We start from the raw sequence: 20,903 nt of genomic DNA, 5'->3' as shown, positions 1-20,903 counted from the left end.
GATTGTTGTAGAGACGTAAAGACTGTTGTAAATACCTTTGGAGAGCGCGTATTTGATGAGAGAAACCGATCGATTCGACAACGCGACTGCTTTGTTTCCTAACGTTCACGAGCAAACTGATTCCGAGCGCTTGGCCCTAACCATCGCGCGCGCGGCCGACGACCGTAAGGCAGGCGACATCATCTTGTTGTACCTGCGGGATGTATCCTATCTTGCCGATTTCTTCACAGTTGCCACCGGTTACTCGCGCGCGCAAGTCAAAGCGATCGCCGACAGCATTCAGGAGCGCGTTGCTGAAGATCTACACCAACAGCCGTTGCGCGTGGAAGGACAATCCGATCGCAGCTGGATCCTTCTAGACTATGGCGACGCAATTGCCCACGTCATGCTCGAGGAAGAGCGAGAATTTTATAATATCGAGGCTTTTTGGGGACACGCCGATCGCATTGAATTTGCAGCTCTTCCCGATTGCGTCCGGACGGGAGCTTAGGACGGGAACTCTGATGGAACCGTTACCCACTACTAACTGCCCTGTTCCCTGCGAGCAACAACCGCTGCAGGAATACGAGCAAATGCGAGGTGCATGGCTTTTCTGCTGGGCAACCCTTGAGGGCAGCGCTTACTGGCGCAAGCTCGGATGGGTATGGGCGTGGGGTTGGGTAGCGGCCGGACCGATCGCGGCAACTAGCTTTGCGCCGAACTCGAATCCGCTGCACTTTACCCTGTGCGCGAGTGGGGGAGCAGCTGCGTTCGTGTTGCTCTTGTTGTTGCGCCTGTATACGGGTTGGTCCTACATAGACAATCGCCTTAGCTGTCAGTCCGTGTCTTACGAAGAATCGGGCTGGTACGACGGTCAAACCTGGGAAAAACCACCTGAGGTGCTAGTCCGCGATCGTCTCGTGGCCGACTACCAGGTGCGGCCGCTATTGAAGCGGCTGCGCGCGACGCTGGCGGTTTTACTAAGCATCGCCGCAATCGCGGGAGCTGCGTGGGTACTAGTGCCGCTACCTTAAGCAAGCGCAAATTTACCGAACGTGAGGACTAGTCAGCCGAGACAAATGCAAGGGGAGCCTTAGGATGCACCGCAGGTAAAAACCGAGCAGATTTACACTCAAGAGGATCGATACGAGCGAGCACGTAACGCATGAGCCGAGGCAAACGGACCCACACGCCCGAAATAGAAGTTCGCCTGTTGCGCGACGGTATTGTTGAATCCATCCATCGCGTCTGCGCGCTGGTCTGCGACAACCGCGGGCGCGTCTTATCTCTCGCCGGACAGTCCGAAGCCTTTGCCTTCGCCCGTTCGGCACTCAAGCCTTTTCAAGCTATGCCCGTCACCATCACCGGCGCGCTCGAACGCTACGGTCTTGGCGATCGCGATTTGGCGATCGTTTGCAGTTCGCATCAAGGCAGCATCGAGCAAGCCCGCCAAGCATTCAACATTCTTTGGCGGGCGGATATCGACCCCAGCGCGTTACAGTGCCCGATTCCGCCCGGGGCGCGAAACGCACTCAAACATAATTGTTCTGGAAAACATGCCGGCATGCTGACAGTCTGTCAGCAACGCGGCTGGCCGTTAGGAACGTATTTGCGTCCGACACACCCGATCCAGCAACTGATCTTGTCCCAGATTGCCGAACAGTTGCAGATGCCAGGCGAGGAGTTCATTAGTGCTCGGGACGATTGCGGTGCGCCGACCTATTGCATGCAACTCGCTCAGCTGGCGACGCTCTATGCGCGCTTGGCCGCAGGTGACAACCTCTACCTCGAGCGGATTGCACGAGCGATGACGCACTACCCCGAGCTCATCGGCGGCGATAGTACGTTCGACACGGAAGTGATGCGCGCGACGGGTGGCAACCTCATCAGCAAAGCTGGTTCAGAGGGTATTCAATGTATCGGACGCGCTGGGGAAGGGATGGGTCTTGCAATCAAAGTGGTAGACGGAGCCAAGCGTGCGAAGTATGCTGCTGCAATTCATTTGCTGCGACAGCTGGGCTGGATCACGCCTGCAGCATCAGAGTCGCTGGCCGATCGCTTCATCGTCTTTGGACCGCACAAGCGCTTGGAAGTCGTCGGCGAACTGGAAATGCTGTAACAGGGGCAGGACCAGCGCAGGCGCACGACCGAGCCACCGATTTGCTGAACTTTGGGCATTGCCGAGAAGCCAAGTTGTTGAATCCCATATCGGTTCGCTATAATCCAAAAGCGCGACGCGGGATAGAGCAGTCTGGTAGCTCGTCGGGCTCATAACCCGAAGGTCGGTGGTTCAAATCCGCCTCCCGCCATAATTTATTTATTCCCATAAAACAGGAGTCTTCATCGGTCAATCCGCTTGAAGACTCCTGTTTTGTATTGTGTTTGTTCTCGGAATTACTCTACCCCAATAACTTTTCCTAGGGTTTTTGCGCGAGCGCGAACTAATTTTGCCGAGGCGATCGCTCGAGCACGATCTCCTCGACTAGGCACAAGGGAGCTAGGAGCTCAAGCGAGTGAGCTTGTATTCGGGGCGCGGATGTATGGAAGTTGTCAAGGACGGGCACGATCGCGCCGCAGCAGTGCCACGTCGGGCAACGACTGACGACAACTCTGGCAAAAGTAATAAATCTCGCCCTGGCGGACATGGCGGAGCAAACGATCCGAGCAATACGGGCATTCAGACATGAACCTAACCTCGGCGGACATCAAAATAAATACGTTTTTGACGCGAACATGTTAGAGCCTATAAAAAAAGAGATCTAAAAATCTGGACTCAGAAGCGGCCGTACTTTAATTGCATATCTGCATTTTTACGAACTCAGACACGTTTAGTACGACTTCTAAAACAAAACTTTGTCTTATGTAGTCTTCTGTTAGAAACCTTGATGTATGTGATTGCACCCTATTGGGCGATAAAACCGCTGCAAACGACCCAGTCTTTAGCGAGATCCCGCTCTGCGCAAGCCCCCGAGTTTCAGAGAGTTCACTAGAATCGTGACGGAGAATTCGCAGAGGACGAGCCGTGATGGCGACGACGATCGCACTGCAAGTAAGCCACATCGCGCGCTTGGATTTGTCGCCCTTGGAAGCTGTCGTGGAGCCGCTACTGACAGGGGGCAGCATCGCAAAGTGCGAGCAGCAGCTGGTATTCGTAATTGACATTCCGCGCGATCCAAATGACCCGCGCGAGTTATCGGAGATTCCCGAGGTCAGGTTGTGGTTCGTGCGCGCAGATGCACGCTATCCGTGGCTGCCCTTCGCCCTCGACTGGCGAGCGGGCGAGTTGGGGCGCTATGCGGCAATGCTCGTCCCACACGAGTTCCATCGTACGGAAGGCATTCAGTACAACCCCGAGGCCCTAGAGCTCTTCGTTATGAGCAAAATCTTCGCGATCGCAAACTGGCTGGGTCAGCAGCAACTACCGAGCCGGTCGCGTTTGCAGTCTTTTGCACAGATGCTCGGTTACGACCTCGACGATGCCTTTTTTAAAATGCTCGCCCCTGCAGACTCGTAGCGCTTGCTACTGAAAGGTTCGATCCCCAGACCTCACCGTGGGTTGTTACTAGCGAGTCTCTGCTGCGGCCTCGCTGCCGTTCCATCATCGCAGCTTGCAGTAGCCCCAAGCACCAGAGCCCTTCCTCCCACTCGGACAGGCCGGCGGGGCAAATGGAACGTGAATTAAGATAATCAAAAGAGTTCTTTGCGTTCTTGCAACGACTAGTCGAGCGTACCCGATATGACACAAGCAACCCAACCGAAAAAGGGCATCCTCGTAACCGACACGGCCATGCAGCACTTACGACAGTTGCGCGCTCAGCAGAGCGCCGACTTGTGCTTGCGCGTCGGCGTCCGCGGCGGTGGTTGTTCTGGCATGTCCTACACGATGGACTTCGACAGCGCTGACAACATTCGCGACGATGATGAAGTCTTCGCTTACGAAGACGGCTTCCGCATCATTGTCGATCCAAAAAGTTTACTTTACATCTACGGCATGCAGCTCGATTACAGTACTGCGTTGATCGGTGGTGGCTTTCAGTTCTCAAATCCGAATGCCAGCCAAACGTGTGGCTGCGGCAAGTCCTTTGGTGTCTGAGGTACACCTGCCTGCTGAGAATTCGAGCGATCGCAGGCGCGTCGGCAGCGGCGGCGTGTGGTGCGGAGACCAACGATACGATAAATTAAGCCAGCATGACCGACTCCATTGAGACCCTGTACGAACAAGGACTGAAGCGCTACGAGGACGGCGCATCTCCCGCAGAGCTGATTCCCCTTTTCAAAGACATCTGCGATCGCGCTCCGCGTAATTCGGCCGGGTGGAGTAGCTTGGCGTGGTTGTACTTGCTAACTGAAAAGCCCGACCGCGCTCTCAAAGCAGCGCAGAAAAGCGTCAAACTCGATAAAGCCGCACCGCAAGCGCGGGTGAACCTAGCAATCGCAATGCTGGATACAAAAAAAACCGGCGTCCGCGAACATATTGAAGCGGCCCAGCATCTGCTTGATGTCAGCGATGAAGTCCGTGCCGACGTTATCGCCAATCTGCGCGATGGACTGAAGCGCCGTCCAGACTGGAAAAGCTTGAAGCGCATTTGCGAGTGGTTGGGCGTGAGCTAATTGCAATTCGTATCTACCTCAGCCGCAATAGCCGCTATGACTGCAGCCAACAAGTACGCTCTCGTCGGTCTCAGAGCAGACTCCTTTCAACATCCGCTCGATCGCAATGCGACGCGAGCGCTCAGGGAACTCCCCGGTCTGGACTTTGCTATCCGCAACATTCTGGGGTCGGTGGCAGAGCAGTTTTTTTACGTAACCAATATTGCCGCCAGCGTCCGCGTGAGCGAGCGCCAACTGCCAGACATTCACAAGTTGCTGGTCGAAGCCTGCCGGCGACTGGATCTGGATCTGCCGCAACTATACGTACAGCAGCATCCGGTGCCCAACGCTTACACCTTCGCCATGCGTGGCAAACAGCCGTTCGTTGTCATCCATACGTCATTGCTAGAGCTGCTGACACCCGAGGAAGTTCAAGCCGTCATCGCCCATGAATTGGGTCACCTCAAGTGCGAGCACGGGGTTTATTTGACGTTGGTAAATTTGTTCGTGCAGGCTGCCAATCTGATTCCCGCTTGGGGCGAGCTGCTTTCGCAGCCGCTGAAGTCTCAGTTACTGGAGTGGATGCGGTGTGCCGAGTTCACCTGCGATCGAGCAGCGTTACTGGCTATCCAGGAACCACGCGTGGTGATGTCGGTGCTGATGAAGCTGGCGGGCGGCTCGCCGACATTGGCTCAGCGCTTGAACCTGGATGCGTTCATCGAACAAGCACGCGCCTACGAAGCGTTTGGTAGCACGGAACTCGGCGACGCGTTGAAGATTGCCCACACCCAACAACTGACCCATCCCGTGCCGGTGCTGCGGGCTCGCGAGATCGAGCGCTGGGCTCGATCGCGAGAATACGACGCCTTGTTGGCTCCTTATCGCGCGAACTATAATAATGAAGCTGCGGGCAAGTGGCGGAATTGGTAGACGCACCGCACTCAAAATGCGGCGGCTTCGGCCTTGAGAGTTCGAGTCTCTCCTTGCCCACTTTAAGGAATGGATGTTATGCACGCGATTATTAAGCACACGATTAATCGTAGGACGGCATTAATCCCTCAAAAAAGCTAGCGTTGAAAGTCGCCTCGCTCCAAGAGCGTATCGGCAGCGGGAAAGGCCGTTTCACCCTTACTCGACAACTCCGAAAACGCGATCCACGCTCGCAAGCTTAAGAACCCCGAGTAGGACGACAATGTCGGCGTTCGTGCGCCACGCGCGAGGCAGTTGCGGTTGCCGAACTAGATGGTCAAACCCATATTGGGCGTTTTCGCTTTGAGTTTTGGATGCACGATCCCATTTACCATTTCGCCGCGTTAGCGTCTACCCACAGGTTGCATATAACGCAAGACTAGTAGGAAAGTACGCTTCCGCTGGTGGCGGACGGTCTGGGAAAGAGCGTAATGCCCGAGTAGCAGGTTCTGAAGGAAATTTAATACGCGCGGGTTGCAGAAATCGACATCATCTGGACAGCGGGATTACGGTGGCGCTCGTGTCAGGATTAATAATTACTGGAGGCAGGCTTTCGCAATGAAACCCGCGAACCAGATTGGCATACTACACATTGATTGGCGTACAACACATTTGCGTTGAGGCAATTGCATCCCAAGATGTTATAGGACAGCGACGCTAATCGGAGAGCTGACAGCGATCGCCGCAGGTCCTTCGTGCAACTAAGGTCTCCAAATCCGGTCGCCCGGTCCACTTCAGTCGCCGGTCCGCCCAAAACTCATAGACTCGGTCGACGAACGCACCGACGACCGGCCAGCGCGTGGGGGCATATACCCAACCCAGCCCCAAAATTTCATAAACTCGTCGAAACACCTCAACGCCGGCGATGGTGCTCCCGGCCGGCAGCACGGCGTGGATGCGTCCCATTGCCGTGGCATAATTGACGCCGCCGTGTGCTTCAACAGCGTAGCCGTCCGATGCAATATCAACAAAGTTCACTAGTCCGCGCCCCGAGTCGCGTTGCTGCAAAAAGTTCACCTCGCGCAGGCAAAAGGGACACTCGCCATCGTACAGCAGCTCGAGCTGCCAATGTGGGGCGATCGCGTCACTCGTGGCTGCAACATCAGATGTTGTAGGTGCTTTCATGCAGCTATCTGGGTGTCAGTTTGGGTTCGCTGACGATCTTAGCGTTACAACTTAGCGTTACAAAAGTTTATCTGGTCGGAGCCGCAGGCGAGCTTACCGTACAAGCATATATGCCCTCGACGCTAGCTCTGTTGCGCGCACGTGGAATTTCGCAGTATCAGCCCAGTCGCGAGATCGCCCGGGAACTCGGAGGATGCTTCAGCTCGGTTACGCACCTGAAGAGCAACAAGCTCCTCAGCTTGGAAAGCGAGCGCAATAAATATCTAAGGCACCTCGATTAATTCTCTCAAGACTGAAGGTCGGTAATGCAGCACGAGCATTTCACCTACAGGTACGCCACAATCAGAAAGCTTTTTGAGTTGCTCTTAAGACCATGCCGAAGCTGCATTTGAAGCGAGCTCGTGAAGTGCAGAAGCTAACTGCAGATAATGAAGTCAGTTAGCCGTTCGGGAGGTTCGGGATGGGTTTGGATATCCCGCTCAACAGCAGCTAGACGGCCAACTTTGACACCATGTCACCATCGCCTAAACAGCAGCGCGATCGCCCTCGAATAAGGCTTCGACGCACCCGTCGGGAAGGAGGCGGACTCAGCCCAAGACGCGCTCGGGACGAGCGGCACGCAACGTGGTAAAGCGAAACTCAACACCTTGAAGTTTCTGGCAACGAAGGCGGGCGGGCGTATGAGGGAGGAATCGTCTGCCAGAACTAGATCTGAAGGTTAGAAGCCTTCGAGTGTGTGGTGATAAACCAGTGGCGATCTGAGATCGCCCCTGGGTTGCCGAACCGATCTTGCTGCTAAGAGATCGCACCGGACGCGATCTCTTAACTCGTGCACTTTAGGCAGCAGCTTGACGTTCCTTCACTTCAGCAATTACCTCTTGCTGCACGTTGCTCGGGCAGGGGGCGTAGTGCGAGAACTCCATGGAGAATTGACCGCGTCCGGAAGTCATCGTCCGTAAATCGCCGATGTACCCGAACATTTCCGCCAGCGGGACCTCGGACTTAATCCGCACGCCCATCGCACCGGACTCCTGGGAGTTGATGATGCCGCGGCGGCGGTTGAGGTCGCCGATCACGTCGCCGATATAGTCGTCGGGTGCGAACACGTCCACCTTCATAATCGGCTCGAGTAGCAGCGGAGCTGCTTTGGGCAGCGTCTGACGGTAAGCTGCCTTCGCCGCGATCTCGAAGGCGATCGCCGATGAGTCCACCGCGTGGAAGCCACCGTCGGTCAGCGTCACCTTTAGATCCACGACCGGGAACCCTGCCAGGACGCCCTTGTCCACGCAGGACTCGAAGCCCTTTTGCACTGCCGGCCAGTACTCGCGCGGCACGTTGCCGCCCGTAACCTTGGACTCAAAGGAGAAGCCACTGCCAGTTTCGCCGGGTTCGATCACGTAGTCGATCTTGCCGTATTGACCGGAACCACCGGATTGCTTCTTGTGGGTGTAGCTGTCTTCGATGCGCTTGGCAATGGACTCGCGGTAGGCAACTTGCGGCTTGCCGACTTCCACTTCCACACCATAGGTGCGCTTGAGGATATCGACTTTGATGTCCAAGTGCAGCTCACCCATGCCCTTGATGATGGTTTCGTTGCTTTCCTGGTCAGTTTCAACCTGGAAGGACGGGTCTTCTTGAACCATCTTGCTGAGTGCCAAGCTCATCTTTTCCGTCGAGCCCTTGTCCTTGGGCTTCACGGCGATTGAAATGACTGGGTCCGGGAAGACCATGGGCTCCAAGGTGGCTGGGTTTTTCGGGTCGCAGAGCGTGTGACCGGTTTGAACGCCCTTCATACCCACAATCGCCACGATGTCGCCGGCTTGAACGCTCTCGACTTCCTCGCGGGAGTTGGCGTGCATCTCCACCAAGCGGCTGACGCGCTCGCTTTTGCCCGTTGCCGTATCGAGAATCGTGTCGCCTTTGCTCAAACTTCCCGAGTACAAGCGCGTAAAGGTCAGCGCGCCGTAGCGATCGTCCATGATCTTGAACGCCAGCGCCCGCAGCGGTTTCTCGGGATCGATGTAAGCGTAATCGCCGGTTTCGTGCCCTTCCAGGTCGACGATCGGTTGCGGCGGAACCTCGGTCGGGTTGGGCAGGTAATCGACCACTGCATTGAGCACTAACTGGACGCCCTTGTTCTTGAATGAAGAGCCGCAGTAAGTCGGGAAGAAGGCCAATTCGATGGTGCCTTTGCGAATGCAGCGCTTGATATCCTCGACACTCGGCTCCTCGCCCTCAAGGTACTGCTCGAGCAGGTCGTCGTCTTGCTCTAACGCAGTTTCAATTAGTTGCTCCCGGTACGTCTCTACGTCATCAGCCATGTCGGCAGGCACGTCTTGGATCTCGTATTTCAGCGGGTCGCCGGAGTCGTCCCACACCCACGCCTCGCGCGATAGCAGATCGACAACGCCTGTGAAGTCGCTTTCGTGACCGATGGGCAATACCATCACCAAGGGTCTGGCTGCCAGCACGTTTTCAACTTGCTTGACAACGTTAAAAAAGTCCGCACCGATGCGGTCGAGTTTGTTGACGTAAATAATCCGCGCAACCTTGGAATCATTCGCGTAGCGCCAGTTGGTTTCAGACTGCGGTTCGACTCCGCCTGAGCCGCAGAAAACCCCAATACCGCCGTCGAGAACCTTCAAGGACCGATACACCTCGATGGTGAAATCAACGTGACCGGGCGTATCGATAATGTTGAGCTGGTGGTCGCTCCAAAAGCAGCTCGTAGCAGCGGACTGAATCGTAATTCCGCGCTCTTGTTCCTGCTCCATAAAGTCGGTCGTCGCCGCGCCTTCGTGCACCTCGCCGATCTTGTGAATTTTGCCGGTGAGCTTGAGGATCCGCTCGGTAGTGGTCGTCTTGCCCGCGTCTACGTGGGCGAAGATGCCGATATTGCGATAGCGAGTGATGTCTTTCTTCATGATGGCTCTCTTACTGAGTGCTACGAATGGTCGGCGATTCGCCGCTGCGATCGGCGCCGATCGCGCAGGGACTGCCGCCGCGTCGAGCGAGGCAGCAAGTATTTGATGGCATTCGAGCGCTTGATGACGCTACGTCCCGATGCAAACTGCAACTGCCCTTGACACGACCGGCCATCCGTTCGCGCCGATAGCGCGACACAACCCTATGTAAAGTATCTTGACATAACGTTGCAAGCTCTCGACGCTCCACTCGCCAGTTCGATTACACAAGGCGGTCGCGCGATCGCCTACAGCCGCTCCCCACCCTAGGTTTAGAGTGCCTGCAGCAACCAAAGTCCGCTGTAGGTCTTCCCGGTGTCGTCGGGTTGAACGAGCAGAAAATGCAGCCCCCGGACGACGTCTCGGCGATCGCAGTAAGTTTGCGCCGCTGCCGTCACCTCAGCGTCCTCAAATGTGGAGAGGATCCAGCGATCGTGCAAACCGGCTTCGAGAATCAGTCCACCCGAGCCAGCGGTCTCAGCCGGCAGGTACTCTACAGCAAATGGTTTCGCCTCCTCCAACCAACGGGCAAGTTGGCGCGACCGTCGCCCGCCCGCGATCGCGATGCCGGGAATGCGGGCGGCGGCGGCAATGCCGAGAGTCCGCGGCAGCAAATCTGCGGGGAGGTTGCGGATGGGAATCGGCAGCGTAGCCAGGGTGGCACTTAACTCGCCAGCTGGCAGCGCGGCAAATTGCCAGCGATCGCCCCACAGCGTCTCGGGGACAGGTTGTGGGGGCGGTCGGTCGAGCGCCAACGGATCGAATTCGACGTTTGCATAGCTGGCACAGCGATCGCGGAGTGCTTGCTTGAGCAAGTGCGTGCGCCGCGTCGGCTCGACGGACAGCCCGAGCTGTTGCGCGGCCGCGCGGATCGGTCCGAGCGCTTGCGGACGAAAAACTTGCAGGCGCTCGGGAAGCGGTCCCATTGCCTGCAGCCGAGCGGCAAGCCAAGCCGTTCCAACCTGAGACTGCGGAGCTCGTGCGTCCTGCACCTTACCGTCGGACGGATCGCAGACTAGTAGTTCCCATAACGTCTCACCGCGATCGTCACTTAACGGGCGGCGGAAGAGATCGACCTGCCAGGGCATGGAGATTTTTTTGGGGAGTACGAATCGGCAACTTAGCGCACTTTCCCCAATGCTGTCACCTCGTCCAGAGGCATTACTCCCCATTGCAACTCCCCGTCAGTCGGGATGCTGCCTGATCGTACTTGCGATTTGACACCAGTCCCTTGGAAGACGGGCACAGCTGAGCGGTCGGTCGGAGCTGCGCGACTCAATGCCTGCATGTGCAAATACTCCAGCTCTCTGCTCGAGCTTCTGGGACCAACACCGTTGGAGCGCCGCTTGCATCGGGGAGGCGGGGTAAGGCTGTAATTATGCACTCCAATGTCAGGATTTGCTTAAAAAAACTTATCCGAACATGGTGACATGGAACACAAACCGTTAAACACGATACAGAATTTCTGGACTAAAATGCTAGCGAGCAGGTAAAGATCCCATGACAAATGCCCCTCGCAGGCGACCTGCTATGGGAGAAGACCGCTGCCAAGCGCGATTTGTCTACAGCCTAGAGGAAAACATTATGGAGTTCCTGTTTCGTGGCGTCCATTACCATTACCAGCCGTCCGCGCTTGAAGTTGAAGAAGGAGAGGTTGGCGGCACCTACCGCGGCTCGCCTTGGCGTTTACACCATCCCAAGCAAAGCGTTCGGCGTGTCAGCCACAAACAAATGACCTACCGTGGCGTCGACTATCAGGTCTAAAGCGCGTTTGCGGATACTTAGGTCCCCATCAGCATCTAATTTCAAGTTGAGTAGGTATCTGCTGAAAATTTCCACGGCAGCCTGCGTTCTTCAGGAGCTCGGCGATCGCTCGCTAAGTCTCCAACGCCTATTCTCTCGGAAGTGGTTCCGAGAGAATACCTGAGGGCAAAAGCAAGCTTACAAGACGCTTTATTGCTAACGATCTTTCAAACTTTCCGCATCCACCCCTGGCTTTTTTTAGGGCAGAACTAGCTGCAGGCGAGTAGCCCGATGGATCGATTCAGATCTCCATCAACACGCTTAAATAATCGTTTAAAAATCGTGATGAAACTCACCTACCGCGGCATTGAGACGGATTGGCAGCCGTTAGAGATCGATATTCAACTCGGCGACACGGGTGGCAAGTATCGCGCGCAAAACTGGCACTATCGCTACCTGCGTCACGTTCCCGAACAGCGATCGCGATCGCAACGAACCTATCGCGGTGCAACCTGCAATCCCAGCACGACCCTACAGGCGGCGCATCCGGCAACGCCGCTAGACGAGCAGCAACCCCTACACGAAACTACGTCATCATTTGTGCGTACTAGCGTCCAGGGGAACCTCGAGCGACGCCTGATTGTTGCCCGCAGTAAGGGGGACGAGCGTTTAGTGCAACCCTTACCTTTGGGAGACGAGTGCCGGCAGCTGTCGTTGAAGTAGAGCGGGGAACTCAACAACAGCTTGGCAAGCCGTTGTTCTAAAAAAGAGCAATGGGGGATGGCATGAGATTCTGAACGCCGGCGCGTTTGTAGGAACCTATGCGGATTTGTTCCCCCAGATCGCTCGTCCCACAAGGAACACTACCAACGCGAGGGCTGCCAACCAGTCTCCGCTCCGCAGGCGCAGGTCGTGCCAGCGAACGCGATGGGTATCGGGACTCGTAAAACCGCGCACGTCCATTGCGATCGCAATCTGTTCGGCACGCAATAGTAAGTTGGCAAGAAGGCGTTCGGCAACCAGCAACCATAGTTGGATACTGCGGCGCAAGCCCAACTGCTTCCAGTCAATCGCGCGGGTGCCGATCGAACGAGCTAAGTTCTGAATTTCCTCGAGTACGAGGGGAATGAAGCGCAGCGATAGCGTCAGCGTCAAAGCAACTTCCGTCACGGGAACTTTCAGGTAACGTAGCGGCCGCATCAGTGCTTCGAGGCCGGCTGCGATTTCCTCGGGAGCGGTTGTCAGTAAATACAGACTCGAACTGTAGAGCACGGTAAAAATTAGCGTACTCACCAAAATCCCCAATTCCAGCGATCGTTGCGTAACGCGGATTTTGCCCGTCGAGACAACGATGTAGTCGTAGCGGCCGGGCTGAGGTAGGTCGAGGTCCAAGGCGGGTAGACGGGCGGTTGTACTTGCCGCCAATCCATCATTAAAAATGCAGGTTAGCACAAACACCAAGCTGCAAAGGACGAGCAACCATCCGAGCTGCTGTTTCCACACCCGCAGTGGAATCCCAGCTGCGAGGGCCAGCAACATCAGCAATCCCACTAATCCGATTCGCCAGGCGGCGTTCGCCAGGATCGGTGTCAGTAGGAAGCCCATCAACCAGATAAATTTGACGCGCGCGTCGAGCCGATGCATCCACGTCACCGGATGCTCGAGGTACAAACCGAGGGGCAGCGATCGCAGTAGATCCATGCAATTCCTAGAGATTCACAGCCGTTTGGGGAAACCGAGCACGTCCGCTCCAGCCTACCGTAGGAGCCACACGGCCAGCGAGTCGGGCGATCTCTTGCAAAGCATGATTGGGGCAAGTCATCTGCCTCCTTACTCGCCGGCGTCCTTGCCCTTCTTGTCGTGCGAGAGTCCTGCGGCGGCGCAACCCCTCAGTTGGTTGCTATCTCGCCAAGTCGCTCGAACTAGAAGGTTTCAGTTTTCTGCCCGCACGCAAATGCGAGTTTAATGTCTCCTTAACTACAGATCTCAAAACGTTTTGTTATATTTGTCCGAGACCGCACAGAGGCAGAGCCGGCGTCACAGACGACGCAAGCATTACAGACGACACAGACATTTAGGTAACAACAGACATTTATCAGGAGACATTTGCATGACCGCGAGCATACCCACGCAAGACGCCGCTCAAGCTACTGAAGGGCAAGATATCGTCGTTAAGGTTATCCTGCGCGGCGGTTATAAGGAAACGCTAGCCCTTAAAAGCGATACTCCGTTGCTGAGGAGCCTGCTCGGTGCCGTGCTCGAACGCGCGCAAAATACCGGCCGTCGCTCGCTGTTCCAAATCCCCGTCGAAGCCGGTCGGGCAAGTCTCTGCTTCTCCAGCGACGATCTCGTTGGCGTGATTACCGAGCCGCCGGTCTACGTCCGCCCGAACGAACAAGCGCCGGAAGCACCGGAAGCAGCACCGATGTCGTAATTGCTGGTTGCCGAGCGAACGCCGCTAGCACGACCGCGGCAGAACTTTTTAAGCGGCAGAACTTTTTTATCTCCAAATGCCAGGGGCGAGCCGCTCGTGGCATTTGGAGATTTCGTTTACACGGAATTTTTACATCGAGAACTGCCGGCTTTCAGTGCGATCTGGTAAGCAGGTAGATGGCCGCTTATTTTCAGTCGCAGTGCTGGCTCGACCAGGACAAGGAATCGCTTCATGCCGCTTCCCAAGATTCATCAAAACTATCATTACCAAATCGACCTAAACATATAAGATGCTTTTCGCACAAAAGAACCCCTAGCCAGAATCTCCCCACGCGTTTGCTTAGCGAGGGGAGGACAGTTCCAGGTCTTCAAGCACTCGGTTCGGACGTGCCGGCTGGCTGCAAATGCCACTGTTGGTCGCCAGACAGCTCCAGTACGAGCTGGTGGAACTTTCGAAGGGTGGGACGGTGCCCGACGCTCACGTAGGTCACGCCCGATTCCTGAAGCAGGCTGTAGAGGTGCTCTTCGTTATCGGTATCGAGCGCGCTCGTGGACTCGTCGAGGATGACGTAGCGCGGCTTGTTCGTGAGAATGCGCGCAAATGCCAGTCGCTGTTGCTCGCCCAAGGAAAGCTCTTCCGACCAGTTGTGTTGCGCGTCCAGCCCGCCCGATCGCGCTGCCGTGTCAGGCAGGTTGACCTGCTCGAGCACCTGCTGGAGATCGTCATCGCTCAAGTCCAGTTGCTTGCTCGGGTAAAGCAGCTGATCGCGCAGCGTGCCGAGCACCATGTAGGGCCGCTGCGGTAAAAATAGGATCTCGTTGAGGTCCGGCCGCTGGACTTTACCCGAACCCGAATCCCACAGCCCGGCGATTGCCCGCAGTAGCGAGCTTTTGCCGCAGCCGCTGGCCCCAACGATCAGCAATCCATGCCCCGGCACCGTTAGGTCCAAATTGCGCACGAGCGTGCGCTGATAATTTGGTGTTTGCAGCGTTACGTTGGTGAGGGCAATCTCTTGGCTCGGCAGGATATCGATATGGGGTTGCTGAGTGTCGTCCTCCTCGCTGCTGCGGCGGCGCAGCACTCGTTCGAAGCTGCAAACGCGATCGATACCCGCACCGAATTCCGTCAATCCTTCGAAGCGATCGACGATGAGGTTCAGGCTTAAAAATACTTGTAGAAATGCTCCGCGGGCGGCATCGACCTGCCCGAGTTCCAAACCTTCATTGAGTACTCGGGGCGCCAGAATAAGATACGGTAACACAAAGGTGATGTTTCGATATGCATTTGTAAACGAGCCGAGACCCAGCTCCCGCCACAAAATCAGACGCCTGAAATTGTTGAATATGTCGGTAAAGCGATCGTCGAGATGGTCTTTTTCCTGTTGTTCGCCGCGATAGAAGGCAATCGGCTCGGCGTTCTCGCGGAGGCGGACCAGGCCGAAGCGGAAGTTCGCCTCGCGTTTTAGCTGTTCGAAGTTCAGCCGAACCAGCACTTTCCCAAAGATACCTGTCACGACAAAGATGCCGATCGCAGAGTAGATCGCCAAAAACCCAACCAGCCATGGCGAAATCGACCAAAGTTGAGTTCCGTAGCCGACAATATCGAAGAGAGCACTCGCAAAGATCAAAAAATAGAAAAGCGATAGCTGAGTGAAGCTTCGCACGTCCTGCGAGATTCGTTGGTCTGGGTTGTCGATATTTTCCTCACTTGCCAGCTTGTAGTAGGACCGATCGCGGAAGTATCCCCCGAGAAAGAAGTCCGTCAACCAGCGCCGCCAGAACAATCCGAGCAGCTGAAACAGGTAATTCAAGCTAGCAAACAACGGGACGAAAAAAATTAAGGTCAGCAGGTAAAACAGTACAGCTTGACCGAAGCTCGATTCATTTCGTTCTGCAAGCGCTGTGACGATCTCGCCGCGCTTTCCGTTGAGGAACACTCCCAGTGCGGTTGACACTCCCAGCATTAGGATCGCCACGGTCAGCAAGCCTAACGCCCGCCAGCGCTCCGGACCAAACCAGTAAAGCTTGGCAACCGACCAGAAGCGTCCTGCTGCTATGAGAAACTGACTCAGCCAGTTTTCCGATCCTTGCGACTCTCGCAACTGAGTTCTCATGCAGTGTAAACCCCTGAAAAAGCTTAAGCCGAGCGTGCTAGCAGCGCATCACCGTCCGCGTAGCGTTAGCCGGTGCGCACGTCGGCGTTCGGTTGCTTGCTATTATGACTGCTCTCGCGACCGCGGTGCTTCCGAACGGCCCATATCAGTGTAAATACTGAGTTGGCACTCCACGTTCGGTTGAGTCTACCGCGTTAAGCGCTAAAGTATTGTTGCTTACTGCTTCTAGAGGAGATTCACCAATGGCAGCCGTTGTTTACCTGGGCATTCTCGTCGGCTTCACAGCATTCGCGTTCGGCTTGTACTACGGCTTGCGTGCCGCCAAGATTATCTAAACTTCCCGGCATTACGGACGGATACGAGCCGCGCGCCGGCGAGCAGGTGCCGGTGCGCATTTAACGCTTTTCTAAACACGCACTCGCAACTTCTCGATCGGCGTGCAGGGCGGTCTCCGGAATCGGTTCGTCCGTGCGTTTGGAGCAGCATGCCATCGCGATCGTGCGCCAGTAGAATGCCAACCCCATGCTCCAACGATACGGCGGTGCCTAACCTCTTCGGTCAGGCAAATCCTGTTTTGCCAAAACGGTAGGCTCGCAAGTGTTCTCATCAGTGTTGGGGTTTTGCCCTGACGGCATGCCCATGGCGATCGCCCGGTGGCTAAGAAGGTCGCATCGCGGCGGTCGGTGGTGCACCGTCCCCGACAACTTCGGCATGGTGGGGGAAACACAAAATCAACGAGCTCCTCAGTGCAGCATCAACTCGATACAGCTGTCTGCTTTGAAAGCTTTCAAGCATTGCCATTCCAACCGACCGCGCTTCCGTCCCTTCCCCGTTCATAACGATCGCCCTGAATCAATAGCAGTTTATGAGGTTCGGTTCGTTCGCACCACAAAGCGGCTCGACGTCGCTCGCGATCGCTTGTCCGACGACCGTTTGCTCTAAAATCCTGAATGACTGCTTCCTCTCCTCACTCGCTGACAAAGCACATGTTTCCTGCAACTCGACTACCGGATACCGCAACCCATGCCCCTCTTCGTCAAAGTCGAACGCGGCATCGTCGATAAAACGACTTTCGATCGCTACGTTCCCGCCCACATTGCCTATGTCAAAGAGCTGATCGCTGCTGGTTACAAAGCGCGCACCGGTTATTGGGCGAGCTACGGTGGCGGGATGCTCTTATTCGAAGCCGAGTCGTTGGCAGCTGCTGAAGCGATCGTCGCGCGAGACCCGCTCGTTCGAAACCACTGCGTTGAATACGAGTTGCACGAGTGGTGCGTCGTGGTAGAGTAACGAGCGCTTCCAGACAGGTTGCAGTCTTTTGTCGCGATCGCCCTACCATTACCGCTGACCTGCACCGGCAACTGGTGCAGTGGCAACCTTGTCGAGTCGTCCCTGGATTCGGGCCTGGCAGCAGCCCAGGAGTTCTTATCCTGTCTGCACCCAACGCGCACCTGACGTGCCGACCCACCCGATCGCAGCTTGGCTGCAACTCGGCTCAGAGAGATAAACTGACAACCTGTGCGACGAGCTCCTCAGTTCGAAAGTCCTCGTCCAGCAGGCTGGGAACGCTATCTGCCGCAACGCGAAGATACCGCGCTTTGCTGCCAGCGAGGGAAACGCAGGGTCCGCGCTTGCATTGCTTCATGCAACCCGTTGCTTTGACCGCGACACGATCGCCACCACGCGCTCGTCTTCTTCCGTCTCGAGCGCGCGATAGACCGGTTTCGCACCGCGCTTGCAACAAGAAGATTTCTGGCAAACGAGGCTGCGCTCTAATTTCTTCGCCTTTGCCTTCGGTTTGGCCGCAGGGGTAACAATTGCGTCAAACTTGACAGACTGCGCGCCTGCGGGCGATTATCTCATCCGCCACCTCGCCTGCAACGCCCACGCGTTGAGTTTAATGCTGCCGAGTTTGTGTTTCTGCACCCCGTCGATCCCGATGCGATCGCCGAGTTGCAAAATCACTGATTGCGGCTGAATTTCCTTGGTTAGCTTGAGAGTGAGGTGCTGCCCGGACGCGATCGCCAGCTGCAGGTATTTCTGAGCATCTGGGATTTTGGCCGCCGTAACGACATCAACTCTTTCTAACGACAGGGCGCTGACAATCTTCTAAGGACAGGGCGCTGACAATCGACATACTTACTCACCTCGCTGCCAATTCCTTGAATACGGCTGCTAAAGATGCAACTGCGCCAACTCGACTCTCGAAACTGCGAGCGGCTGGACAAGCTCTACTGAAACGAATGGCAACTTGCTACTGTTTTGAGGATGGGGAATTGAAGCCAATGCTGTCAACAGTTCGAGCTAAGGAAGGATGCCCAACAATGCGATCGGCGCCACATAGCGCGTTTCCGGGGGACGGTGGGGGGAATCTGATAGAATCTTATTGAAACTTTAAGATCTCCTCATTCCTGAATGAAACTTACGATCGTTGGTGCGTCAGGCACCTTGGGCAGACAGATCGCGCGGCGGGCGATCGATGAAGGACATGTCGTGCGCTGTTTGGTCCGGAATCCCCGCAAAGCCGCGTTTCTCAAGGAGTGGGGCGCCGAGATCGTCAAAGGCGATATCTGCAAACCCGAAACCTTACCTCCAGCACTAGAAGGTGCGGATGCTGTGATTGACGCAGCGACGGCCCGCCCAACCGAATCCGTCAGCATTCGGGCGGTGGATTGGGATGGTAAGGTCAACCTCATTCAGGCGGCAGCGCGGGCGCAGGTGGGGCGTTACGTATTTCTATCGATTCTGAATGCCGAAGCATTCCCTAACGTGCCGTTGATGGAAATCAAGCACTGCACGGAGACGTTTTTGGCAGAATCCGGGTTGAAATACACTATTTTGCGTCCGGCTGGTTTTATGCAAGGGTTAATCGGTCAATATGCCATTCCGATTCTGGACGGTCAGGCTGTCTGGGTATCGGGGGATGGTACGCCGGTTGCCTACATGAATACTCAGGATGTGGCGAAGTTTGTCGTCCGGGCAGTTGAAGTGCCGGAGGCAACCAATCGTAGTTTTCCAGTCGTGGGTCCGCGCGCATGGACTGCTAGCGAGACGATCGCCTTATGCGAGCGGTTGTCGGATAAAACCGCACGGATTTCGCGATTGCCGCTGGGGCTATTGCGGTTCATGTATCGGCTGACTCGTTTTTTTGCCTGGACCCGTAACGCGAGCGATCGCCTGATCTTCGCGGAAGTGCTGGCCAGTGACAAGCCCATGAACGCGCCGATGGACGAAACCTACGCAATCCTGGGGCTCGATCCGCAAGAGATGTCAACGCTAGAGGAATACCTCCAAGACTACTTCGGACGCATCCTCAAAAAGCTGAAGGAAATTGGCTACGAGAAAGAAAAAGCGCGCGAGAAAAAGAAGAAGAAGCGCTCTCCGTTCAAGACCAAGTCCTAACCGAATCTAGCAGTAACCGAACCGATCGAAGCCCGATTCTATTTCTAACACCTCCTCGTTTTCCCGAACGGGGATTTTTTACGCCTGCTCCCCAAACTGCAAAGCGTCTTATTGGAGCTGGCCGCGGATCCAAATGCTCTTGTACTTAGGGCTTGCTGAAAAAGGCTGGAGTCTCCGCAATGAAACGTTCTCAGCGTTTTCTATGCCAGAAAAGTGCAAGTTTATAGGCACCAGAGCCTCAAAACCCTTGCACTTGGGCCGTGAATCCGAGGCAAAAAGCTGGGGCTAGATGGTAAAAGCCAGATTCCATAAGCTCTCTGCCTCCTAAATTCGTTATGTGGACTTTTTCAGCAAACCCTACTTAAGTTCCCGACTTTCGATCCGACTCGATCCGACGTTTTAGCCGACTGTATCCGACTCGAGCAGATCGAATGGGAGATTACTATTCAGGGAAGACCAAGACGAAAGATTTAAAGAGGAGCGATGCAACCTCATAAACCCGATCGGGCGACCTCAGAAGTTGATGCGGAATACGTCGAGCCCGAAGTAAGCATGCCGCCCCCGCTCGATGCCGAACCAACGTCTCGACGCAAGCCCCGAAAAACAAAGAAATCCCATGTGGAAGAGGGATGGGAAGACAAATTCTGCACTAATGCCCTCGACGAAGAGGAAGCCCGGTCGTTGCGGAAAGCGATCGCCGAGAGCAGTACGCTACATCTCATCATCCAGTTCCTCGACTACATTCTCAGAGCGCAAACGGCAATCTTCGAACAAATTCATACGCAACGACAGCTGCCACGAATTATTGTCTCTATGGCAGTGTTGTGTGCGCTTCTTTCGGGGGTTTACGGTTTTGTGATGGGACTGAGTAGCGGCCCGCTCCAGGCAATCTCTTCTGGCTTAAAGCTCCCGCTATTGTTCATGCTAACTGCGCTGATTTGTATTCCTTCGCTATATACATTTAACGTCTTGCTGGGACAACGCTTTCGCTTTGTCCAAACCGTGGCTCTCATGGTCACGACTCTGGGCACGACAGCCGTGCTTTTGGCTAGTCTGGCACCAGTCGCTTTTTTCTTCACCACTACCACTGGCAGCTATTCATTCGTACTGTTAATGCACGTGGGACTCATGGCACTGTGTGGGATTTACGGGGTGAGGTATCTCTATCGCGGCTGCCGCTATCTTGCCTACCGCATGGAGCAACGACTCAACAATCTCTTGCTAAAAATCTGGATCCTTCTCTACAGCGTTGTCGGGATGCAACTCGGCTGGCGCTTGCGGCCGTTCGTAGGGGCTCCCGACAGCCCTTTCCAATTGTTTCGGTCTCAAGAGGAAGGAAACTTTTACATCGCCGTTGGGGCCACCCTCAAAAACCTCTTGGATTGGTAGCATTTACCGACCCGCCGCGGACAGACCGGCAGCTCCGCAGTTACTCCGTGCTACGCATCCGCACCCAGCACGATCGCGGACGAATCGCGTTCGGCTTGAGCCGATCGCCCGAGGGGCTGAGCGGGCGATCGCGAACGTGTCACTATCTTGAGTGAGTCGAAACAGCTGGCGATCGATCTTTGCCAGCCTCTGCGAG

General features: G+C 55.6%; 21 protein-coding genes and 2 tRNA genes. 17 read left to right on the top strand and 6 right to left on the bottom strand.

Annotated elements, in window-relative coordinates; genetic code table 11:
• Positions 1-55 precede the first annotated feature (55 nt).
• From rsfS to KR51_RS04145, 10 genes are all read left to right on the top strand, one after another.
• Positions 56-490, top strand: coding sequence for a ribosome silencing factor (gene rsfS / locus KR51_RS04195; protein ID WP_022605164.1), 435 nt, complete (start codon positions 56-58; stop codon positions 488-490).
• A 13-nt stretch (positions 491-503) separates the two neighbouring features.
• Positions 504-1,013, top strand: a complete 510-nt coding sequence (locus KR51_RS04190; RefSeq protein WP_022605162.1) for a CGLD27 family protein — start codon at positions 504-506, stop codon at positions 1,011-1,013.
• Positions 1,014-1,144: 131 nt separating this feature from the next.
• A complete protein-coding gene (locus KR51_RS04185; RefSeq protein WP_022605160.1) occupies positions 1,145-2,098 on the top strand; it encodes an asparaginase in 954 nt (317 codons plus the stop codon).
• A 116-nt stretch (positions 2,099-2,214) separates the two neighbouring features.
• Positions 2,215-2,288: transfer RNA gene (locus KR51_RS04180), tRNA-Met, on the top strand.
• Positions 2,289-2,492: 204 nt separating this feature from the next.
• Positions 2,493-2,666 (top strand): hypothetical protein, encoded by a 174-nt coding sequence (locus KR51_RS19230; protein ID WP_156914969.1) that lies wholly within the window; start codon positions 2,493-2,495, stop codon positions 2,664-2,666.
• Between the two features lie 338 nt (positions 2,667-3,004).
• Complete coding sequence (locus KR51_RS04170; RefSeq protein WP_022605158.1) at positions 3,005-3,493, top strand: CRR6 family NdhI maturation factor; 489 nt, start codon at positions 3,005-3,007, stop codon at positions 3,491-3,493.
• 222 nt (positions 3,494-3,715) lie between these two features.
• Positions 3,716-4,072: a HesB/IscA family protein gene (locus KR51_RS04165; RefSeq protein ID WP_022605156.1), complete on the top strand. Its 357-nt coding sequence runs from the start codon at positions 3,716-3,718 to the stop codon at positions 4,070-4,072.
• A gap of 95 nt (positions 4,073-4,167) precedes the next feature.
• Positions 4,168-4,590: a tetratricopeptide repeat protein gene (locus tag KR51_RS04160; RefSeq protein ID WP_022605154.1), complete on the top strand. Its 423-nt coding sequence runs from the start codon at positions 4,168-4,170 to the stop codon at positions 4,588-4,590.
• A 36-nt stretch (positions 4,591-4,626) separates the two neighbouring features.
• Complete coding sequence (locus KR51_RS17270) at positions 4,627-5,499, top strand: M48 family metallopeptidase (RefSeq protein WP_051358068.1); 873 nt, start codon at positions 4,627-4,629, stop codon at positions 5,497-5,499.
• Positions 5,478-5,559: transfer RNA gene (locus KR51_RS04145), tRNA-Leu, on the top strand. The genes KR51_RS17270 and KR51_RS04145 overlap by 22 nt, the downstream gene beginning before the upstream one ends.
• 636 nt (positions 5,560-6,195) lie before the next feature.
• On the opposite strand, the gene KR51_RS04140 is transcribed toward KR51_RS04145, so the two are convergent.
• The 3 genes from KR51_RS04140 to KR51_RS04125 form a co-directional block, all read right to left on the bottom strand.
• Positions 6,196-6,663 (bottom strand): thiol-disulfide oxidoreductase DCC family protein, encoded by a 468-nt coding sequence (locus KR51_RS04140; RefSeq protein WP_022605152.1) that lies wholly within the window; start codon positions 6,661-6,663, stop codon positions 6,196-6,198.
• A gap of 836 nt (positions 6,664-7,499) precedes the next feature.
• Positions 7,500-9,587, bottom strand: a complete 2,088-nt coding sequence (fusA, locus tag KR51_RS04130; RefSeq protein WP_022605150.1) for an elongation factor G — start codon at positions 9,585-9,587, stop codon at positions 7,500-7,502.
• Between the two features lie 311 nt (positions 9,588-9,898).
• Complete coding sequence (locus KR51_RS04125; RefSeq protein WP_040655098.1) at positions 9,899-10,714, bottom strand: Tab2 family RNA-binding protein; 816 nt, start codon at positions 10,712-10,714, stop codon at positions 9,899-9,901.
• 412 nt (positions 10,715-11,126) lie between these two features.
• On the opposite strand from KR51_RS04125, the gene KR51_RS04120 reads away from it, so the two are divergent.
• Both KR51_RS04120 and KR51_RS04115 read left to right on the top strand, forming a co-directional pair.
• A complete protein-coding gene (locus KR51_RS04120) occupies positions 11,127-11,390 on the top strand; it encodes a DUF4278 domain-containing protein (protein WP_232214523.1) in 264 nt (87 codons plus the stop codon).
• A gap of 324 nt (positions 11,391-11,714) precedes the next feature.
• Positions 11,715-12,092, top strand: coding sequence for a DUF4278 domain-containing protein (locus KR51_RS04115; protein WP_022605140.1), 378 nt, complete (start codon positions 11,715-11,717; stop codon positions 12,090-12,092).
• Between the two features lie 96 nt (positions 12,093-12,188).
• Here the strand turns inward: KR51_RS04115 and KR51_RS04110 are convergent, their stop codons facing one another.
• The gene (locus KR51_RS04110) at positions 12,189-13,070 is read right to left on the bottom strand and encodes an energy-coupling factor transporter transmembrane component T family protein (protein ID WP_022605138.1); all 882 of its coding nucleotides are present in this window, start codon (positions 13,068-13,070) and stop codon (positions 12,189-12,191) included.
• A gap of 409 nt (positions 13,071-13,479) precedes the next feature.
• Between KR51_RS04110 and KR51_RS04105 the strand changes: the two genes are divergently transcribed.
• Positions 13,480-13,803: a hypothetical protein gene (locus KR51_RS04105; RefSeq protein ID WP_022605137.1), complete on the top strand. Its 324-nt coding sequence runs from the start codon at positions 13,480-13,482 to the stop codon at positions 13,801-13,803.
• A gap of 367 nt (positions 13,804-14,170) precedes the next feature.
• Here the strand turns inward: KR51_RS04105 and KR51_RS04100 are convergent, their stop codons facing one another.
• Positions 14,171-15,916, bottom strand: a complete 1,746-nt coding sequence (locus tag KR51_RS04100) for an ABC transporter ATP-binding protein/permease (RefSeq protein ID WP_022605135.1) — start codon at positions 15,914-15,916, stop codon at positions 14,171-14,173.
• A gap of 242 nt (positions 15,917-16,158) precedes the next feature.
• Between KR51_RS04100 and petL the strand changes: the two genes are divergently transcribed.
• A complete protein-coding gene (gene petL / locus KR51_RS17265) occupies positions 16,159-16,251 on the top strand; it encodes a cytochrome b6-f complex subunit PetL (RefSeq protein ID WP_022605133.1) in 93 nt (30 codons plus the stop codon).
• Positions 16,252-16,311: 60 nt separating this feature from the next.
• On the opposite strand, the gene KR51_RS20875 is transcribed toward petL, so the two are convergent.
• Positions 16,312-16,434 (bottom strand): hypothetical protein, encoded by a 123-nt coding sequence (locus KR51_RS20875; RefSeq protein ID WP_269634874.1) that lies wholly within the window; start codon positions 16,432-16,434, stop codon positions 16,312-16,314.
• A gap of 505 nt (positions 16,435-16,939) precedes the next feature.
• Between KR51_RS20875 and KR51_RS04095 the strand changes: the two genes are divergently transcribed.
• The 3 genes from KR51_RS04095 to KR51_RS04085 all read left to right on the top strand — a co-directional run bounded on the left by KR51_RS04095 (position 16,940) and on the right by KR51_RS04085 (position 20,707).
• On the top strand, positions 16,940-17,206 hold the full coding sequence (locus KR51_RS04095; protein ID WP_022605129.1) for a YciI family protein: 267 nt from the start codon (positions 16,940-16,942) through the stop codon (positions 17,204-17,206).
• Positions 17,207-18,331: 1,125 nt separating this feature from the next.
• A complete protein-coding gene (locus KR51_RS04090; protein WP_022605127.1) occupies positions 18,332-19,318 on the top strand; it encodes an NAD(P)H-binding protein in 987 nt (328 codons plus the stop codon).
• 483 nt (positions 19,319-19,801) lie between these two features.
• Positions 19,802-20,707 (top strand): hypothetical protein, encoded by a 906-nt coding sequence (locus tag KR51_RS04085; RefSeq protein ID WP_022605125.1) that lies wholly within the window; start codon positions 19,802-19,804, stop codon positions 20,705-20,707.
• Positions 20,708-20,903 lie beyond the last annotated feature (196 nt).

The organism is Rubidibacter lacunae KORDI 51-2 (assembly GCF_000473895.1).
Classification (GTDB): Bacteria; Cyanobacteriota; Cyanobacteriia; order Cyanobacteriales; family Rubidibacteraceae; genus Rubidibacter; species Rubidibacter lacunae.
The sequence above is the reverse complement of the archived record's forward strand: the minus strand, read 5'-3'. Positions and strand labels throughout refer to the sequence as shown.

Bases quoted from the DNA above. Each gene is read 5' to 3' on its own strand.
- KR51_RS04185 (WP_022605160.1), top strand. From the start codon at position 1,145: ATGAGCCGAGGCAAACGGACCCACACGCCCGAAATAGAAGTTCGCCTG.
- KR51_RS04190 (WP_022605162.1), top strand. From the start codon at position 504: ATGGAACCGTTACCCACTACTAACTGCCCTGTTCCCTGCGAGCAACAA.
- fusA (WP_022605150.1), bottom strand. From the start codon at position 9,587: ATGAAGAAAGACATCACTCGCTATCGCAATATCGGCATCTTCGCCCAC.
- KR51_RS04160 (WP_022605154.1), top strand. From the start codon at position 4,168: ATGACCGACTCCATTGAGACCCTGTACGAACAAGGACTGAAGCGCTAC.
- KR51_RS04165 (WP_022605156.1), top strand. From the start codon at position 3,716: ATGACACAAGCAACCCAACCGAAAAAGGGCATCCTCGTAACCGACACG.
- KR51_RS04115 (WP_022605140.1), top strand. From the start codon at position 11,715: ATGAAACTCACCTACCGCGGCATTGAGACGGATTGGCAGCCGTTAGAG.
- KR51_RS04090 (WP_022605127.1), top strand. From the start codon at position 18,332: ATGAAACTTACGATCGTTGGTGCGTCAGGCACCTTGGGCAGACAGATC.
- KR51_RS04105 (WP_022605137.1), top strand. From the start codon at position 13,480: ATGACCGCGAGCATACCCACGCAAGACGCCGCTCAAGCTACTGAAGGG.
- KR51_RS04125 (WP_040655098.1), bottom strand. From the start codon at position 10,714: ATGCCCTGGCAGGTCGATCTCTTCCGCCGCCCGTTAAGTGACGATCGC.
- KR51_RS04085 (WP_022605125.1), top strand. From the start codon at position 19,802: ATGCAACCTCATAAACCCGATCGGGCGACCTCAGAAGTTGATGCGGAA.
- petL (WP_022605133.1), top strand. From the start codon at position 16,159: ATGGCAGCCGTTGTTTACCTGGGCATTCTCGTCGGCTTCACAGCATTC.
- KR51_RS04100 (WP_022605135.1), bottom strand. From the start codon at position 15,916: ATGAGAACTCAGTTGCGAGAGTCGCAAGGATCGGAAAACTGGCTGAGT.
- KR51_RS04095 (WP_022605129.1), top strand. From the start codon at position 16,940: ATGCCCCTCTTCGTCAAAGTCGAACGCGGCATCGTCGATAAAACGACT.
- rsfS (WP_022605164.1), top strand. From the start codon at position 56: ATGAGAGAAACCGATCGATTCGACAACGCGACTGCTTTGTTTCCTAAC.
- KR51_RS17270 (WP_051358068.1), top strand. From the start codon at position 4,627: ATGACTGCAGCCAACAAGTACGCTCTCGTCGGTCTCAGAGCAGACTCC.
- KR51_RS04120 (WP_232214523.1), top strand. From the start codon at position 11,127: ATGACAAATGCCCCTCGCAGGCGACCTGCTATGGGAGAAGACCGCTGC.
- KR51_RS04170 (WP_022605158.1), top strand. From the start codon at position 3,005: ATGGCGACGACGATCGCACTGCAAGTAAGCCACATCGCGCGCTTGGAT.
- KR51_RS04140 (WP_022605152.1), bottom strand. From the start codon at position 6,663: ATGAAAGCACCTACAACATCTGATGTTGCAGCCACGAGTGACGCGATC.
- KR51_RS04110 (WP_022605138.1), bottom strand. From the start codon at position 13,070: ATGGATCTACTGCGATCGCTGCCCCTCGGTTTGTACCTCGAGCATCCG.